The organism is Streptomyces sp. NPDC043854 (genome assembly GCF_056436005.1).
The window spans coordinates 132,507-148,702 of record NZ_JBWKDK010000009.1 but is presented as its reverse complement, the minus strand read 5'-3'; the positions used below and the strand labels follow the sequence as shown (position 1 = coordinate 148,702).

At 75.2% G+C, this 16,196-nt stretch carries 16 protein-coding genes; 9 read left to right on the top strand and 7 right to left on the bottom strand.

Going from position 1 to position 16,196, the window contains the following annotated elements:
• Positions 1-54: 54 nt before the first annotated feature.
• Together AC068A_RS11775 and AC068A_RS11770 are read left to right on the top strand one after the other, a co-directional pair.
• Positions 55-747, top strand: coding sequence for a GDSL-type esterase/lipase family protein (locus tag AC068A_RS11775; RefSeq protein WP_478583850.1), 693 nt, complete (start codon positions 55-57; stop codon positions 745-747).
• Between the two features lie 68 nt (positions 748-815).
• Entirely contained in the window at positions 816-1,805 is a 990-nt protein-coding gene (locus AC068A_RS11770) for an aldo/keto reductase (RefSeq protein WP_478583848.1), read from the top strand.
• Positions 1,806-2,002: 197 nt separating this feature from the next.
• On the opposite strand, the gene thpR is transcribed toward AC068A_RS11770, so the two are convergent.
• From thpR to AC068A_RS11750, 4 genes are all read right to left on the bottom strand, one after another.
• Positions 2,003-2,566, bottom strand: coding sequence for an RNA 2',3'-cyclic phosphodiesterase (thpR, locus tag AC068A_RS11765; protein ID WP_478583846.1), 564 nt, complete (start codon positions 2,564-2,566; stop codon positions 2,003-2,005).
• Between the two features lie 402 nt (positions 2,567-2,968).
• On the bottom strand, positions 2,969-4,468 hold the full coding sequence (locus AC068A_RS11760; protein ID WP_478583844.1) for a flotillin family protein: 1,500 nt from the start codon (positions 4,466-4,468) through the stop codon (positions 2,969-2,971).
• 144 nt (positions 4,469-4,612) lie between these two features.
• Complete coding sequence (locus AC068A_RS11755) at positions 4,613-4,816, bottom strand: hypothetical protein (protein WP_478583952.1); 204 nt, start codon at positions 4,814-4,816, stop codon at positions 4,613-4,615.
• Positions 4,817-4,934: 118 nt separating this feature from the next.
• Positions 4,935-5,843, bottom strand: a complete 909-nt coding sequence (locus AC068A_RS11750; protein WP_478583843.1) for a DUF3027 domain-containing protein — start codon at positions 5,841-5,843, stop codon at positions 4,935-4,937.
• A gap of 385 nt (positions 5,844-6,228) precedes the next feature.
• Here AC068A_RS11750 and AC068A_RS11745 point away from each other — a divergent pair, with 385 nt between their 5' ends.
• From AC068A_RS11745 to AC068A_RS11730, 4 genes are all read left to right on the top strand, one after another.
• Positions 6,229-7,602 carry an MFS transporter gene (locus AC068A_RS11745; RefSeq protein ID WP_478583841.1) on the top strand — a complete coding sequence of 458 codons (1,374 nt, stop codon included), beginning with the start codon at positions 6,229-6,231 and terminating at the stop codon, positions 7,600-7,602.
• A 212-nt stretch (positions 7,603-7,814) separates the two neighbouring features.
• Entirely contained in the window at positions 7,815-8,300 is a 486-nt protein-coding gene (locus AC068A_RS11740; protein ID WP_478583840.1) for a DUF2771 domain-containing protein, read from the top strand.
• A 16-nt stretch (positions 8,301-8,316) separates the two neighbouring features.
• Positions 8,317-9,063: a futalosine hydrolase gene (locus tag AC068A_RS11735; RefSeq protein WP_478583838.1), complete on the top strand. Its 747-nt coding sequence runs from the start codon at positions 8,317-8,319 to the stop codon at positions 9,061-9,063.
• Entirely contained in the window at positions 9,029-9,913 is an 885-nt protein-coding gene (locus tag AC068A_RS11730; protein WP_478583836.1) for a 1,4-dihydroxy-6-naphthoate synthase, read from the top strand. Before AC068A_RS11735 ends, AC068A_RS11730 begins: the two co-directional genes overlap by 35 nt.
• A 121-nt stretch (positions 9,914-10,034) precedes the next feature.
• On the opposite strand, the gene AC068A_RS11725 is transcribed toward AC068A_RS11730, so the two are convergent.
• Positions 10,035-10,418 carry a cold-shock protein gene (locus AC068A_RS11725; RefSeq protein ID WP_189809581.1) on the bottom strand — a complete coding sequence of 128 codons (384 nt, stop codon included), beginning with the start codon at positions 10,416-10,418 and terminating at the stop codon, positions 10,035-10,037.
• A gap of 187 nt (positions 10,419-10,605) precedes the next feature.
• Between AC068A_RS11725 and AC068A_RS11720 the strand changes: the two genes are divergently transcribed.
• Complete coding sequence (locus AC068A_RS11720) at positions 10,606-10,887, top strand: hypothetical protein (RefSeq protein ID WP_478583834.1); 282 nt, start codon at positions 10,606-10,608, stop codon at positions 10,885-10,887.
• A gap of 18 nt (positions 10,888-10,905) precedes the next feature.
• On the opposite strand, the gene AC068A_RS11715 is transcribed toward AC068A_RS11720, so the two are convergent.
• Together AC068A_RS11715 and AC068A_RS11710 are read right to left on the bottom strand one after the other, a co-directional pair.
• Positions 10,906-11,589, bottom strand: a complete 684-nt coding sequence (locus tag AC068A_RS11715) for an HAD family hydrolase (protein WP_478583832.1) — start codon at positions 11,587-11,589, stop codon at positions 10,906-10,908.
• A gap of 137 nt (positions 11,590-11,726) precedes the next feature.
• Entirely contained in the window at positions 11,727-12,659 is a 933-nt protein-coding gene (locus AC068A_RS11710; RefSeq protein ID WP_478583831.1) for a hypothetical protein, read from the bottom strand.
• A 96-nt stretch (positions 12,660-12,755) separates the two neighbouring features.
• Between AC068A_RS11710 and AC068A_RS11705 the strand changes: the two genes are divergently transcribed.
• The gene (locus AC068A_RS11705; protein ID WP_478583830.1) at positions 12,756-15,266 is read left to right on the top strand and encodes a helicase-associated domain-containing protein; all 2,511 of its coding nucleotides are present in this window, start codon (positions 12,756-12,758) and stop codon (positions 15,264-15,266) included.
• Positions 15,267-15,325: 59 nt separating this feature from the next.
• Positions 15,326-15,949 carry a DUF4291 domain-containing protein gene (locus AC068A_RS11700; protein WP_478583828.1) on the top strand — a complete coding sequence of 208 codons (624 nt, stop codon included), beginning with the start codon at positions 15,326-15,328 and terminating at the stop codon, positions 15,947-15,949.
• Positions 15,950-16,196 lie beyond the last annotated feature (247 nt).

The window sequence follows — 16,196 nt, the reverse complement described above, 5'->3', positions numbered from 1 at the left end:
CCGCGTGTCCGGCATCACAGGGGTGTCCGGCGTGTGATCCGCGATGATGACCGGATGCGTTTCATGTTCGTCGGCGACTCCATGACCATCGGACGCGCCGGCGACTACACCTGGCGCTACCGGATGTGGCAGCACCTCAACGCCACCCTCGGCGGCCCGTACCGGATCGTCGGACCGCGCTGCGAGCTGTACGACACCCACGCCGACACGCCGACCAGCCACGCGTACGCGGACCCCGGCTTCCCCGAACGCGCCCGCCGCCACCTGGCCGGCTGGGGCGAGGGCTGGCAGCACATGGCCCCCGTCATCGGCCCCGCCGTCGCCGCCGACCGGGCCGACGTCCTGCTCGTCTCCCTCGGCCTCATCGACCTCGGCTTCTACACCGGCGCCGAGGAAACCGCCGCCAACATGCGCCGGTTCGTCGCCGAGGCGCGGGCCGCCCGCCCCGGCATACGGATGATCCTGCTGCCGGTGATACCGAACGTCCGGGCCGAGGAGGACGAGCCGTTCGCCGCCGAGGTCGCCCGGTTCAACGAGCTCCTCGCCAAGGCCGTCGCCGACCTGTCCACCGACGCCTCGCCCATCCTGCTCGGCGCACGCCCGGACGCGTACGACATCCACCGCGACACCTACGACGGCACCCACCCCAACGCCTCCGGGGAGCACCGCCTCGCCGGGGAGTTCGCGGCCGTCCTGCACCAGGCGTGGGGCATCGGCGGCCCGTACCGCCCGGCCGGCACGGCGTAACGGCCCGCAACACGCCCTCCGCCCGCGGCACTTGCCTGGAGTGCACTCCACCCAGTTGGCTGGTGCCCATGAAGTACACGCAGCTCGGACGCACCGGCCTCAAGGTCAGCCGACTTGTGCTCGGCACGATGAACTTCGGCCCCCAGACCGGGGAAGCCGAGAGCCACGCCATCATGGACGCCGCGCACGACGCCGGCATCAACTTCTTCGACACCGCCAACGTGTACGGGTGGGGCGAGAACAAGGGCCGCACCGAGGAGATCCTCGGCACCTGGTTCGCGCAGGGCGGCCGCCGCCGCGAGAAGACCGTCCTCGCCACCAAGGTCTACGCCAGCATGGCCCCCGAGGGCGAGCCGTGGCCCAACTACGACCGCCTCTCGGCGCTGAACATCCGGCGGGCCGTCGACGCCAGCCTCAAGCGCCTGAACACCGACTACATCGACCTCTACCAGTTCCACCACGTGGACCGGCAGACCCCCTTCGAGGAAATCTGGCAGGCCGTCGAGGTCCTCGTCCAACAGGGCAAGATCCTCTACGCCGGCTCCTCGAACTTCCCCGGCTGGAAGATCGCCCAGGCCAACGAGACCGCCGCCCGGCACGGCCGGCTCGGCCTCGTCAGCGAGCAGTGCCTGTACAACCTGGCCGAGCGGCGCGCCGAGATGGAGGTCGTCCCGGCCGCGCAGGAGTACGGCCTCGGGGTCATCCCCTGGTCCCCGCTGCACGGCGGGCTGCTCGGCGGCGCCCTCCGCAAGGCCGCCTCGTCCGGGCGCACCGCCTCCGGGCGGTCGGCGGACGCGCTGGCCAACACCTCCGTACGGGCTCAGGTGCAGGCGTACGAGGACCTGCTGGACAAGCACGGCCTCGAACCGGGCGAGACGGCCCTGGCGTGGCTGCTGACCCGGCCCGGGGTCACGGGGCCGATCGTGGGCCCGCGTACGCCGGAACAGCTCGCGTCCGCGGTGCGGGCGGTGGAGCTGGAGCTTTCGCAGGAGGTGCTGGACGGCCTCGACGAGGTGTTCCCGGGGCCGGGCGCGTCACCGGAGGCATTCGCCTGGTAGCGGGGCGGCCGCTGCCGGGACGGGCTCCTGTGCCTACTGTCCGACGGCGGCCGCCACGGCCACGACGACGAACATCAGCACGAGCACACCGGCCATCACACGGTTACGGGTCTTGGGATCCACCCGTCGAGCCTAACGCGCCCGCCGCCGTTCCCCTCACGGAGGGGCGGCGGCACGGCGGGGGCGGGGGCAGCGGGTCAGCCGGCCGGGGTGCCGCCCAGGGGCCAGGACCCGACGACCTCGTAGCGGGGACGCTCCCCGGGCATGCCGCCGCCCGGCAGGTTGCTGCGGACCAGGCTGAGCTCCGTGACCTGCCATTGCGTGCCCTCGAAGCCGGCGAGGGCGTCCAGGTACGGGCGCATCGGGACACCGCCGTGGCCGCGGGCCAGGGTGAGGTGGGCGCTGTACCGGCGGTGCTGCTCCATCGGCACGCCCGCCCGGCGGGCCGCCGCGTCGGCCCGCTCGGCGAGCAGCCGCATCGTGTCGATCCCGCCGGCCGCGCCGGTCCACAGGGTGCGGTTGCCGAAATGGCCGACGCCGTGGAGGCGGAGGGGGAACGGCTCCGTGCGGTGGGCGGCGCGGGCCAGGCGGGCGTGGAGGTCCGGGAGGACCTCGTCGCGGACCTCGCCCATGAAGGCGAGGGTGAAGTGCCAGCCCGGCTCCGTGGTCCAGCGGAGCCGGCGGTCCCGGACGGGGTCCACGGCCCGGCGGAGCTCTTCGAGGGCCTCGGGCGGAGGCAGGACGGCGGCGAATAGCCTCATGCCGCCGAGCCTATGTGCTCCGCGGGGCCGCCGGCCCCCACCGCCGGGCCGCGCCGCGCCCCCTCGCGCGGTTCCCCGCGCCCCCGACCCAGCCAGTGACTCCGAGGCCACCGGCTGGGGACCCGCCCGTCACCGGACGAGCGCCGCCCGCCGACGGGTGAGTGCGGGTCGACCGTGGCCGAGCGCGCAGTTCCCCGCGCCCCTGAATGGCTCCGCCGGGCGAGGGATCAGGCCCAGGGCCGCGGAGAACTGGGCGACCACCCACGCACGGCCCGCAGCAAACCACCGGGCAGGGGCCGCCCCCCAGGGGCGCGGGGAACTGCGCGGGCAGGCACAGACGGCCCGCAGTCGGACGGCAGCCCCGGCGCCGCAGGGGAGGCACGGGCGGCCCGCAGCCGGGGGTCAGGCGTCCGCGATGGGGATCGGGGTCGCGGCCGTCGGGGATGCCTCCGACGACGGGGCCGGGGCCGGGTCGGGGACCGGGCCGGGGGCCGGAGCGGGGGCCGGCGGCGGGGACATCGTCGACAGGAGTTGGCGGGCCAGGCCCAGGCCCGCGCCGCCCATGGTCAGGGCCTTGGTGAACATCTCCGACATGCCCTCGGCCCCGTTCAGCAGGACCATGTGGTCCACCTTCTCGAAGGCCCCGGCGCCCGCCTGCACGATCGCCGGCCAGTTCTCGGCGAGCTGCTGGGCGACGACCGCCTCCTGGTTCTCCGCCAGCGCAGCGGCCCGCGCCTTGATCCCCTCGGCCTCGGCGAGGCCCTTCGCCCGGGCCGACGCCGCCTCCGCGAGGCCCTTCGCCTCCGTCGCGGCCGCCTCCGCCTCACCGGTTACCCGGGTCGCCTTCGCTTCCGCCATGCCGCGCGCCTCGGTCGCGGCCGCGTCCGCCTTGGCCGCGGTCGTCACCCGCGTCGCCTCCGCGGCCGCCGCCAGCTCGGTCTCCCGTGCCTGCGCCTGGGCTGCGGAGATGCGGGCGTCGCGTTCCGCCTCGGCCCGGGTCCGGATCTCGTACGCCGCCGCGTCCGCCGGCTTGCGGACGTCCGCCTGGAGCTGCTGCTCGCGCCGGTACGCCTCCAGCTCCGCGACCCGGGTCTCCTGGACGACGACCTCCTGCCGGGCCGCCGCCTCCGACAGCGGGCCGGCCTGCCGGGCGGTGGCCGCGGCCTTGTCCCGTTCGGCCTGGTAGCCGGCCTGGAGGATCTCGCTGTCGCGGGTGGCTTCCGCCATCCGCGCGGACGCGGTCTGCTCGGCCTCCGTCGCCAGCCGGTTCGCCTCGGCCTGGGCGATGCGCGCGTCCCGCTGCACGGCCGCGGCGTGCGGCATCGCGAGGTTCTTGATGTAGCCGGTCGGGTCTTCGATCTCGTGGATCTGGAGCGAGTCGACGATCAGGCCGAGTTTTTCCATCTCCGTGCCGCAGGCGGCCCGGGTCTGCCCGGTCAGCTTCTCCCGGTCGCGGATCATGTCCTCGACCGTCAACCCGCCGACGATGGCCCGCAGATGGCCGGCGAAGACGATGTGCACCCGCTCGGGCATGATCTTCTGCTGGTCCAGGAAGCGGCGTGCGGCGTTGGCGATCGACACCAGGTCGTCGCCGATCTTGAAGATCACCACGCCTTTCACCCGGAGCGGGATGCCCTGGTGGGTGACGCAGTCCACCGACAGCTGCGTCTCATTGAGGTCCAGCGACAGCTTCCGTACCGCCTGCACGCCCGGAACGACCAGCGTTCCGCGCCCGGTGACGATCCGGAACCCCATGCCGTCGCCCAGTCCCTCGGTCTTGTGCGCCGAACCGGAGATGACCAGTGCCTCGTTGGGTTCGGCCACCCGCCACATGAGCTTGAACAGGCCGATCAGGGCAAGGACCCCAGCGAGAACGATTCCCGCGATGACGCCGACGTCCATCGGCAACTCCCCCCTTGGCGCAGTGCCGTTCGGCACTGACGAGGGTGTGAGTGTGCGCCTGCGCCGGCCCGGCGCAGAAGACGTCTGCGCGGTGTTGTCGCCGTCTTGGTACCGAGTCACAAAGGGCGTTGCCCTGTTGCCGGCTCAGTTTCCGTATGCCGCCATCACGTAGACCGTGCGCGGCGGCTGGTACTCGACGACCGTGACCATCGTCCCGACGGGCAGTCGGCGCGTACCCGGTGCCGGGTACGCGAGGAAGTGCTCGGCGCCGCCCCGGACCCGCACGATGACCTCGCCCACCAGGCCCGGGCCGACGGTGCCGGTGACCCGGCCGTCCCGCCCGACCATGCCGCGTTCCGCGTCCCCCGCCAAGTTCCCCGCGATGTCCCCCATGCGCCGAGGGTACGCCGCGCCGGCCGGTGTGCCAGGGGGCTGTGGTGCCGCGCCCCGGGCGGAGGTGCGGAGGTTACGAGTGGCCGAGGTCCGCGGCCGGCAGGTCCGCCGACGGCACCGATCCGGTGTCGGGGGCCGGGCGCAGCGGGAACTCGTCCGCGGCCATCGAGTCGAGGACGGGCGGTGCGGGCCGCAGCGGCTTCGGCATGACCGCGGCCTCGGAGTGGCCGCCGCAGCCGTAGGAGAGGGACACCAGGTGGCCGTCGGCGGGGCCGAACTCGTTGGCGCAGATGCCGAATGCCTGGCCGAGGGAGCCGCCGATCGCGATGAGGAAGCCGCAGGAGACGCAGGAGGCGGGCGCGGCCTGCGCCATCGGGGTCTTGGCGCCGTAGCCCTCGTCCCAGCGGTCGGCGGCGGTGTGCAGGCCGTAGCGGGACAGGACGCGGGCGCGCCGCATGCCGAGCTCCTCGGCGACCGCGGCGATCGAGCCGCGGGCCGGGACGACGGTGCGGTCGGTGACGTCGGCGTCCTCGGCCTCGACCAGCTCGGCCATCTCGTGGGAGACCGGGGAGTTCGGCGGCGGGACGTCCTCGCCGGAGTAGCCGGGCTCCAGCCGCAGGTCGTCGGCGTCGGTGGGCAGCAGGTCGCCGGGGCCCATGTCGCCGGGGCGCAGCCGCTCGCTCCACGGCACCCATTCGGGGGCGAGGAGGGCGTCGGAGCCGGGCAGGAGCACCGTTTCGTCGAGGGTGACGTTCTTCGCGCGGGAGGCGCGGGTCACGGTGACGGCCCACCGCCAGCCCCGGTAGCCGGGGTCCGTGCACTCGAAGAAGTGCGTGACGACCCGGTCGCCCTCCGCGATCACGGACACGTGCTCGCCCACGACTCCGGGCGCGGCGATCTCCTGGGCCGCCTCGCGGGCGAGGTCCACGGCCTCGGCGCACAGGCGGTCGGGGGTACGGCTTCGCGTCGTCGCAGCACTCACAGGTCTCGTTCTCTCCTACGCCGTCTCACGAGTGCGCCGTCCGTACTGTCGTCCACAACGACCCGTCGGTCCTGTCCGTACGTGGCGCGAGCGGAGCGGACCTGGGGGCCGCGTCGACGTCCGCGCCCGATCGGCCTCGGGCACACCCACCTGCAATCCATTCTGCGGGATCGCGAGGAGGCGCGCGGCCAAGAGCAACCGCCGGTGGCGCGCTACGCACGCTACCTCCTCCGACGCCCGTGGCCCACATGCAAGGTCCGATTCGCGGACAACCCTGCGACCCGACCGTAACCGGAACGCGATTCCGGGCTCGCGCCGAGGGCCGCCGCCCTGCCGCGGATCCGGAGCGCGCCGGGACGGGACCGCGGCAGATGCGTGGGGCACTATGTCGAGTGTGGCACCTGCACGGTCGTCGCGTGAGGGCTCGGGACCGGCCAGACGGGCCGGCCGGGCGATCGGGCGTGCCCTGCACCTTCCCGTCACCGGTACGGCGCGCGGGATCCGGCGGGCGACGCACGCGCACGGGGCGGGCGAGTCGGGCCTCGGGAAGCTGATCGAGCTGCACGCCGTCAACGGCGCCGGCGATGTGATGATCACCGTGGCGCTGGCGTCCACGGTGTTCTTCTCGGTCCCCACGGACGAGGCACGTGGCCGTGTCGCCCTTTACCTGGCCATCACGATGGCCCCGTTCGCCGTGCTGGCGCCCGTGATCGGGCCGCTGCTGGACCGGCTGCCGCACGGGCGGCGCGCCGCGATGGCCGCGGCGATGCTGGTGCGGGCGGTGCTCGCGCTGCTGATGTCGGGCGCGGTGGCCACGGGCGGCCTCGAGCTGTACCCGGAGGCGCTGGGCGTGCTGGTGGCGTCCAAGGCGTACGGGGTGGTGCGCAGCGCGGTGGTGCCGCGACTGCTGCCGCCGGCCTTCTCCCTGGTGAAGGCCAATTCGCGGGTCACGCTGGCGGGACTGCTCGCGACGGGCGCGGCGGCCCCGGTCGCGGCCGGGCTGAACGCGATCGGGCCGCAGTGGCCGCTGTACGGGGCCTGCGTGATCTTCCTCGGGGGTACGTTCGCGGCGTTCTCGCTGCCGCACAAGGTGGACGAGGCCAAGGGCGAGCGGCGGGCCCGGCTGTCCACGCACGAGCCGCACTCGAAGAAGCCGGGGCTGCGCACGGTCAGCACCTCGGTGCTGTGCGGCCTGCTGGCCAACGCGTCGATGCGCGGCCTGTCCGGGTTCCTGATCTTCTTCCTGGCGTTCCTGCTGCGCGAGCACCCGCTGTCCGGGCAGAGCGCTGCGGTGTCGCTGGGCATCGTCGGCGTCTGCGCGGGCATCGGGAATGCAAGCGGAACGGCGGTGGGCGCCTGGCTGAAGGCGCGGGCCCCGGAGGGCATCATCGCGGCCGTGCTCTCGCTGGCCCTCGGGATCGCGGTCCTCGCCGCGGTGTTCTTCAGTGGCCTGATGGTGGCGGTGCTGGGGGCCACGGCCGGGTTCTCCCAGGCGCTGGCGAAGCTGTCGCTGGACGCGACGATCCAGCGGGACGTTCCGGAGGCGGTGCGGACCTCGGCGTTCGCCCGGTCGGAGACGCTGCTCCAGGTGGCGTGGGTGCTGGGCGGCGCGATCGGCATCGTGCTGCCGCTGAACGGGGTACTGGGGATGGCGGTGGCCGCCGCGATCGTCGCCGCGGGCACCACGATGGCCGTACGCGGCCTGCTGTCGGCCCCCCGCCACCGCCACACGGGCTCCCCCCGGCCCCGCGTCGCCTGACCGGGGCCGGGGGCCGACGGCCGGCGGAGGGGCGGACCGGGCGACGCGGGCAGGGGCGGGCGGCGGGTGCGGCGCGGCGTGGGCGGGTGCGGGCCGCGGGCGGGTCCGGGGTGGGCCGGGCGGGCCTGGCCGGGTGGGCCCGCGGCGGCGCGCCGCAGGTCGGCGGGACCCCGTGCGGCGGGGGAGCCCACGGGCCCGATAGCCTTCGGCTCATGACCGCACCGCTTATCTCGGGTAAGGGCCGCCGCAGCGTCGCGGCCCTCGGAGCCGTGTCCGCCGGCCTCCTCGTCCTCTCCGCCTGCGACAAGCCGACCCCGCTGGCGACCGTGACGGTCGGCACCTCGTCGGTGTCCGCCGAAGCCGTCTGCCGGGACGGCGCGGAGCTGTCCATCGAAAAGGTCCAGGAGTGCCTGACCGAAGCGAAGGACGCCAAGACCATCGACTACGGCCGCGGTGACACCCTGCGCCTGGGCGTCGAGCCCGAGGTCGTCGAGGACGGCAACCGCTGGCAGGCCGTACTGGACGGCCAGCCGATCACCGAGCCGTCCTCCAACACCTACCGCAGCTTCCCCGGCGCCGACATCTTCGCCACCGGCGGCCAGGGCGAGGCCCCGTCCTCGAAGAAGCTGAACATCGTCCAGGTCAGCGAGGACGGCAAGCCGCTCGCCGTCTGGGCCTACAACATCAAGCTCAAGTAGCACCGCGCAGGCGACCGTGCGCGCGCTCATCGTGACCGCGGTGGCGGCGGAGGCCGACTCCGTCGCCGCCGGACTCACACCCCACCCGGACCCCGCCGCGCCGGAGCCGCGCGCGCTCCCGGGGGGCCGGCTCCTCATCCGCCGCGACCTGCCCGGCCTCGCCGCCGACGTGCTCGTCGCCGGTGTCGGCCCGGCCGCGGCCGCCGCCGCCACGGCCACCGCCCTCGCGCTGGCCGACTACACGCTCGTCGTCTCCGCCGGCATCGGCGGGGGCTTCCAGCCCGCCGCACCGCCCGGCTCCCTCGTCGTCGCCGACGCGATCGTCGCCGCCGACCTCGGGGCCGAGACCCCCGACGGCTTCCGGACCGTGCAGGAGCTCGGATTCGGCCGCAGCGCGCACCTGCCGCCGGCCGAGCTCGCCGCCCGCGCCGCCGAGGCCGCCGGGGCGCTGCTCGCGCCCGTGCTGACCGTCTCCACCGTCACCGGCAGCGCCGCCCGCGCCGCCGAACTCGCCGCCCGGCACCCGCTCGCCGGGGCCGAGGCCATGGAGGGCTTCGGGGTCGCCGAGGCGGCCGCGGCGCACGGGCTGCCCGTCCTGGAGATCCGCGCCGTGTCCAATGCCGTCGGGCCGCGGGACCGGGCCGCCTGGCGCATCGGGGACGCGCTGGCCGCCCTGACCGCGGGATTCCGCGCGCTGGGGCCCGTACTCGTCCACTGGGGAGAACGCCATGAGCACCGACCTGAGCACGGCCGCGCATCCTGACGGGGCGCACCCGCTCACGATCGCCTACTCGCCCTGCCCGAACGACACCTTCGTCTTCGACGCGTGGGCCCACGGACGGGTGCCGGGCGCGCCCGCCCTCGACATCACCTTCGCCGACATCGACCTCACCAACGGCATGGCCGAGCGCGGCGAGCTGGACGTGCTGAAGGTGTCGTACGCCGTCCTGCCCTGGGTGCTCGAGCAGTACGCGCTGCTGCCGTGCGGCGGGGCGCTGGGGCGGGGCTGCGGGCCGCTCGTCCTGGCCCGGGAGCCGGGCCTGGACCTGGCCGGGCGGACGGTCGCGGTGCCGAGCGAGCGCTCCACCGCCTACCTGCTGTTCCGGCTGTGGGCCGCCGACGTGCTGACGGCGGAGGGCGTCGGCAAGGTGGTCGTGCTGCCGTTCCACGAGATCATGCCGGCGGTGCGGGACGGCCGGGTGGACGCCGGGCTCGTCATCCACGAGGCGCGGTTCACCTATCAGGACTACGGGCTGCACTGCCTCGCCGACATGGGCGAGCACTGGGAGAACACCACCGGCCTGCCGATCCCCCTCGGCGCGATCATCGCCAAGCGGTCGCTGGGCGCCGAGACCCTGCGGGCACTGGCCGAGTCCGCCCGTACCTCGGTCCGGATGGCCTGGGACGACCCGGAGGCCTCCCGCCCGTACGTGCGGGCGCACGCCCAGGAGCTGGACCCGGCCGTCGCCGACCAGCACATCGGGCTGTACGTGAACGAGTTCACCGCCGACCTCGGCGCCGACGGCTACGCGGCGGTGCGCGGCCTGCTCACGCGGGCCGCGGCGGAGGGGCTGGTCCCGGCCATCGCCCCGGACGCGCTGGCCTTCCCGTAGGCCGGGCCGGGGACGACGGTGCCCCGCCGCTCGGGAGGAGCGGCGGGGCAGCGTGAACCGCGTGCGGCGTCAGACGTCTTGCTCGGACGTCCTGGTCGGACGTCCTGGTCAGACGTCCTGGTCAGACGTCGAGCTGGTCGGCGACCGCCCGGAGCAGGTTGGCGATCTTCGTGCCGTGCCCCTTGTCGGGGTAGCGGCCGCGCTCCAGCATCGGGGTGATGTTCTCCAGCAGGGTGGTGAGGTCCTGCACGATCGAGGCCAGCTCGTCCGGCTTGCGGCGCTGCGCGGCAGCCACCGACGGCGCGGGGTCCAGCACCGTCACCGACAGGGCCTGGTCCCCACGCTGACCTGCGACAACGCCGAATTCGACGCGCTGGCCGGGCTTGAGTGCGTCGACCCCGGCCGGGAGTACCGACGAGTGGACGAAGACGTCGCCGCCGTCGTCTCGGGAGAGAAAGCCGAAGCCCTTCTCACTGTTGAACCACTTGACCTTGCCGGTGGGCACGTCTGTCCTCTGTCCTTGCTCGTCGGGCCCGGGCGGCCGCCGCGGCGGCTCCGGATAACAGCGCAGCGGGCCATGTGTGACCCGCCGTCTCCAGGCTAGTGGGCGATGGGCAGGTGACAAGACGATCCCCGGTCCTTCGCCGGCTCCACGCTGTCGGCTGCTCAGGCCAGGGAACTACCCTGGCCCGGTGACTGTTACTCCTACTCATCACACCGACGAAGCGCGGCCCGGCGACGGGCTCGTGCGGGCCGGTGGCATCGTCTTCATCATCGGCGCCGTCGCCACCCTGGCGACGATGGCCCCGCTGTTCCTGGACACCGAGCCGCTGCCGTCGTACGCGTGGGCCGTGTGCATGCTGATGGGCGTCGGCTTCGCGATCTCCGCGGCCGGCGTGCTCCGCTCGGCGGCGGCCCAGCGCCGCGCCGCCCGCGCGACGACGACCGACGCCGCCAAGGGCGCCAAGGGCTGAGAGGCCGGCCCGGCAGCCCTACACCCGAACCATCCGCCCGTTGCGGACGTACTCGGCGAGCCAGTCCGGCAGAGCGGTGAGGTCCGGGAGCACCACGTCCGCGCCCGCCTCCCGCAGCTGCGGCTCCGGGCACGGGCCGGTGGGCACCGCCACCGACAGCGCGCCCGCGGTCCGGGCGCCGCGTACGTCGCCGACGTGGTCGCCGACGTAGACCTGCGCCCCGTACGCGCGCAGCGCCTCCGCCTTGGCCTCGGCCCACAGCCAGCCGACGACCGCGTCCGGGCGGATGCCGAGGTGGTCGAGGTGGAGGCGGGCGTTCGGCTCGTGCTTGGCGGTGACGACGATCGCCCGGCCGCCGAGCGCCTGAACGGCCGCGATGGCCTCGCGGGCGCCGGGCATCGCCGGCGTCGGCTCGATGGCGTACGCGGGGTAGAGCTCCCGGTAGCGGTCGGCCACGGCCTCGATCTCCGACTCCGGGAACCAGTAGGCGAGCTCCTCGTCGAGCGGGGGCCCTAGCCGGGTGACCGCCTGGTCGGCGTCGATGAACGTCCCCGTCACGGCCGAAAGCGCCTGGTAGGCGGCCTTGATGCCGGGGCGCGAGTCGATCAGCGTCATATCGAGGTCGAACCCGACGGTCAGCGGGGCGGCGGAGCCCGGAGCGGTCTCGGCGGTCTCGGCGGTCTCGGAGGTCATGCCGGCCATTGTGCCGACTCCGCCCCGGGCCGAACCTGAACCCCCCGCGACCCCGACCCGAACCCCGGACGAACACCCCGGCCCGGAGCCGGCAGCGGGGACGGCGGCGGGGGCCCGGTCCGGGCGGCGCAGGCCCGGCAGGGGGGTCAGCGGCGGCGGGAGCGCCAGACGAGGTAGGCGGCCGAGGCCAGGGCCGCGGCCCGGGCCAGCCAGGGCCACATGCCCTCGAAGACCCCGCCCAGCCCCTCGTCCGTCAGCGGCTCGCCCCAGCGCCCCTCCAGCCGGCCCCACAGCCAGACCACCGCCCCGGCGAACACCGCCCCCGGCACGCCGAAGACGACCGCCTTCCGCTCGGTCGGCCCCAGCACCCGGGACGCGTACGCCAGCACCCAGCCGCCCACCAGCAGCAGCCACGAGCCGGCCACGGCTCCGGCCACCAGGACGCCCGCGGCCAGGAGGAGGAAGGCGTGCGGTTTCGGGCGCGGTGCCGGGCCCGAAGCGGCCGCCTGGGCCTTGGCGGGCGCTTCCCCCGCCGCCTGGCCGGTCTTCTTCGCGCGCCACCGCTCCCGCAGGAAGCGTGCGAGGGTCTGCTTCGGCGCGGCCGCCCCGGCCTTCCCGCCCGACGGTTTCGACCCCGCCTCCGCGGCCTCCGGGTCCTCCGGGCGTGCGAACAGCTCCGGGATTTCGATCCCGCCCGTGAAGCCCTCCACCTGCGCCCCGCTGCCGTAGGGGCTCGGGGTGATGCGCCACCAGTCGGGCTCGTCCCTGCCCGCCGCGGGCGCCGTGCGGCGCGGGCCGCGCTGGGTCGGGACCGTCCCCGTCTCCGCCCTGGGCTTCGCGGCCTCGGCCGGGGGCGCGCCGGTACCGTCCAGGACGTCCTCCGGCGTGCCGATCCGCTCCAGGATGTGGCGGACCGCGTCCGGCGTCTCCGGCTCGTACCTGGCGCGCTGCCGGTCGATCTCGTCCCGCAGCCCCGCCACCAGCCGCATCCGGTCGCCGGAGGGCAGCTGCCGCTGCTGCGCCAGGTCCCCGACGCGGCTCAGATACGCGTAGACGAGGTGGTCGCTCTCGATCCCCATGCCCGGCTCCTCCCGTACCGTCCCGCACCGCCCTTCCGAAAGGTAGCGCGTGCGGCCCGTGGAGCCGTCGAGGGCGCAGCGGATACCGTTGGCCGGATGGGGACCGGCCGACGCGACCAGGAGGCGACCGTGCCTGAGCCGAGCAGCGCCACAGCAAGCAGCAGCGCCCCGCGCTCCCTCGCCGAGGCGCTGCGCGCCCGCGACGACACGGCGCTGGCCGCCTTGCTGCACGCCCGCCCGGATCTCCTGAGCCCGGTGCCGGGCGATGTGACGCAGCTGGCGACGCGGGCCGGGACCCGCGCTTCGGTGGTCCGCGCCCTGGACCGGCTCGACCGGTTCGCGCTGCAGACGGCCGAGGCCCTGGCGGTGGCCCCGGACCCGTGCCCGTACGGGGTCCTGGAGTCCCTGCTGGCCGGCACCCGTACCCCGGCGGAAGCCGAACCCCCCGCCCCGGCGGACAACGGCACCCGCGCCGAGCTCCCCCGCGCCCTGGCCACCCTGCGCGACCAGGCCCTCGTGTGGGGCGACGACGACCGGCTGCGCCTGGTCCGCACCGCCCGCGAGCTCCTCGCGCCGTCCGCCGCCCGCCCCTCGCCGACCGGCCTGGGCCCGACCGTCGCCGAGGCCACGGCCGGAATGTCCCCGACCCGGATCCAGGAGATCGTCGCGGCGGCCGGGCTGCCGGCCACCCACGACCCGGTGTCGGCGGTGGCCGCGCTGACCGGCCTGTTCACCGACCCGGCGCGGATGGCGGCCCTGCTGGAGGCGGCTCCGCCGGAGGCCCGGCAGGTGCTGGACCGGCTGGTGTGGGGGCCGCCGTACGGGGAGGTCACCCCGGACCCGGCGCCGCCGGTGCGCTGGCTGCGCGACCGCGGCCTGCTGCTGCCGGCGTCGCCGCGGACCGTGGTGCTGCCCCGCGAGGTGGCCCTGTACCTGCGGGGCGGGCTCGCGCACCGCACCCCGGAGCCGCTGGCACCGCAGGTGGCGGCGCAGCACGAGCACCGTCCACAGCTTGTGGACGCCAACGCGGCCGGGCAGGCCCTGGCGGCCCTCGCCACCGTCGAGGAGCTGGTGAAGTCCTGGGAGCACGCCGGCCCCCCGGTGCTGCGCGCGGGCGGGCTGTCCGTACGCGACCTCAAGCGGACCGCGGCCACCCTGGACACCGACGAGGCGACCGCCGCGTTCTGGGTCGAACTCGCCTACGCGGCCGGGCTGCTGGCCGGCGACGGCGAGGCCGACGAGCGGTACGCGCCCACCCCCGCCTTCGACGACTGGGCCGAACTCCCGCCCGCCGAACGCTGGTCGGCCCTCGCCGAGGCCTGGCTGCCGGCCACCCGCACCGCCGGCATGGTCGGCGAGCAGGACCCCAAGGGCCGCACCCTGGCCGCCCTGGGCCCCGGCCTGGACCGCTCCGGCGCCCCCGAGGTGCGCCGCCGCGTCCTGGAGCTGCTCGCCGCCCTCCCCGAGGGCGGCTCCCCCGATCCGGAGGTCCTCCTCGACCGGCTCGCCTGGGAGCGGCCGGTCCGCGGCACCAGCGAACTGCGGGCCCGCCTGGCCCGGTTCACGCTCGCCGAGGCCGAGGCGCTCGGCGTCACCGGCCGCGGCGCGCTCTCCGCGCCCGGCCGCGCCCTGCTGGAGCACCGCGACCCGGCGCCGCTGCTGGCCCCGCTGCTGCCGGAGCCCGTCGACCACCTGCTGCTCCAGGCCGACCTGACGGCCGTGGCGCCCGGGCCGCTGCGCCGGCCGCTCGGCGAGGTGCTGGCCGTCCTGGCGGAGGTGGAGTCCAAGGGCGGGGCGACGGTGTACCGGTTCACGCCCGGCTCGGTCCGGCGGGCCCTGGACGCCGGGCGGACCGCCTCCGACCTGCACGCCTTCCTCTCCGAGCACAGCATCACCCCGGTCCCGCAGCCGCTGACGTACCTGATCGACGACGTGGCCCGGCGCCACGGCCACCTGCGGGTGGGGGCCGCGTCCTCGTACGTGCGCTGCGACGACGACGGCATGCTGAACGAGATCCTGGCCGACAAGCGGTCCGCCGGGCTGGGCCTGCGGCGCCTCGCCCCGACCGTGCTGGCCGCGCAGGCCGACCCCACCGCCCTGCTCGACGGGCTGCGGGCGATGGGCTACGCCCCGGCCGCGGAGTCCCAGACCGGCGACGTGCTCGTGGCCCGTGCCGACGCCCGCCGCACCCCGGCGCGGGCGAAGCCCGTACCGGTGCCGGAGGGGCCGCCGGTGCCGGACGAGACCCTGCTGGGGGCGGCCGTACGGGCCATCCGCGGGGGCGACCGCGCGGCGACGGCGGTCCGCAAGGAGCCGGCGGGCGCGCCGGCCGGCGCGGGCGGGTCCGCGGCCGCGCCGGCCCCCGGTGAACTCCCGCGCACCAGCGCGGCGGAAACCCTGGCCACGGTGCAGGCGGCCGCACTGACGGGCTCGTCGGTGTGGATCGGCTACGTGAACGCGGAGGGGGCGGCGAGCCAGCGGGTCATCGCCCCGGTGCGGGTGGAGGGCGGCTTCGTCACCGGCTACGACCACACGGCCGACGAGGTGCGGACGTACGCCCTGCACCGGATCACCGGGGTCGCGGAGCTGGAGGAGGAACACCTCTAGCGGTCGCGGCCGGCGAAATCCGCTGGCCAACGCCGGCGCGGCTCATAGAGTCTGACCCCATGTCCGACAGCACGCCCTTGCGGGCCCCGGAGGCGCGGACGGCGCCCGACCGGCAGATCCGCGCCGCCCACACCGACACCACGATCACCGTCTACCAGGCGTACTCGCCCCGCCTCGGCCTCCCGGCGGCCCGCGACGGCCGGTTCCCGGCCGCCTGGAAGCGGGAGCGGATGACCTGGATCAAGCCGTCGTTCCTGTGGATGATGTACCGCTGCGGCTGGGCCACGAAGACCGACCAGGAGACCGTCCTGGCCGTCGAGATCACCCGGGAGGGCTTCGACGAGGCCCTGCGCCGCGCCTGCCTGTCGCACTACGAGCCGGGCACGCACACCGACCGCGAGGCCTGGCAGCGCTCCCTGCGCGAGTCCCCGGCCCGCGTCCAGTGGGACCCCGAGCGGGACCTGCACCTGAACCCGCTGCCGTACCGCTCGCTCCAGCTGGGCCTCGCCGGGCCGGCCTCGCGGGCGTACGCCGACGAGTGGACGGTCTCCATCCGCGATGTCACCCCGCTGGCGCGGGAGATCCACGCCCTGGTGCAGGCCGGCGACGAGGCCGCGGCGCGTGCTCTGCTGCCTGCGGAAACGCCCTATCCGGCGGGCGCGCTGGCGCACCTCGGGGGGTAGCCGGGCGGGGCGGAAAGCGGAGCCTCTCATACCTGTTAGCGCAGGTCAGAAGGGGCGCAAGAGGCCCCGGTGTTCTGTTGCACAGCGGTGACACACGGGGGATGCAGTGGTCGTACACATTGTGTGAAGATCAGTACGTCGCAGTAGCGGCCCACGGAGAGCGGCAGAAGCAGAGCAGCAGACAGCAGCACCGGCCCGCTACGACACTCCGCACCACTTGCACCACCCGCACCGCCCTCACCCACCG

Excerpts from the sequence above, each read along its gene's own strand:
- AC068A_RS11755 (WP_478583952.1), bottom strand. The coding sequence starts at position 4,816 with ATGGTCGGGCGGGACGGCCGGGTCACCGGCACCGTCGGCCCGGGCCTG.
- AC068A_RS11715 (WP_478583832.1), bottom strand. The coding sequence starts at position 11,589 with ATGGCCGGCATGACCTCCGAGACCGCCGAGACCGCCGAGACCGCTCCG.
- thpR (WP_478583846.1), bottom strand. The coding sequence starts at position 2,566 with ATGAGGCTATTCGCCGCCGTCCTGCCTCCGCCCGAGGCCCTCGAAGAG.
- AC068A_RS11770 (WP_478583848.1), top strand. The coding sequence starts at position 816 with ATGAAGTACACGCAGCTCGGACGCACCGGCCTCAAGGTCAGCCGACTT.
- AC068A_RS11745 (WP_478583841.1), top strand. The coding sequence starts at position 6,229 with ATGTCGAGTGTGGCACCTGCACGGTCGTCGCGTGAGGGCTCGGGACCG.
- AC068A_RS11700 (WP_478583828.1), top strand. The coding sequence starts at position 15,326 with ATGTCCGACAGCACGCCCTTGCGGGCCCCGGAGGCGCGGACGGCGCCC.
- AC068A_RS11740 (WP_478583840.1), top strand. The coding sequence starts at position 7,815 with ATGACCGCACCGCTTATCTCGGGTAAGGGCCGCCGCAGCGTCGCGGCC.
- AC068A_RS11760 (WP_478583844.1), bottom strand. The coding sequence starts at position 4,468 with ATGGACGTCGGCGTCATCGCGGGAATCGTTCTCGCTGGGGTCCTTGCC.
- AC068A_RS11710 (WP_478583831.1), bottom strand. The coding sequence starts at position 12,659 with ATGGGGATCGAGAGCGACCACCTCGTCTACGCGTATCTGAGCCGCGTC.
- AC068A_RS11775 (WP_478583850.1), top strand. The coding sequence starts at position 55 with ATGCGTTTCATGTTCGTCGGCGACTCCATGACCATCGGACGCGCCGGC.
- AC068A_RS11730 (WP_478583836.1), top strand. The coding sequence starts at position 9,029 with ATGAGCACCGACCTGAGCACGGCCGCGCATCCTGACGGGGCGCACCCG.
- AC068A_RS11705 (WP_478583830.1), top strand. The coding sequence starts at position 12,756 with ATGGGGACCGGCCGACGCGACCAGGAGGCGACCGTGCCTGAGCCGAGC.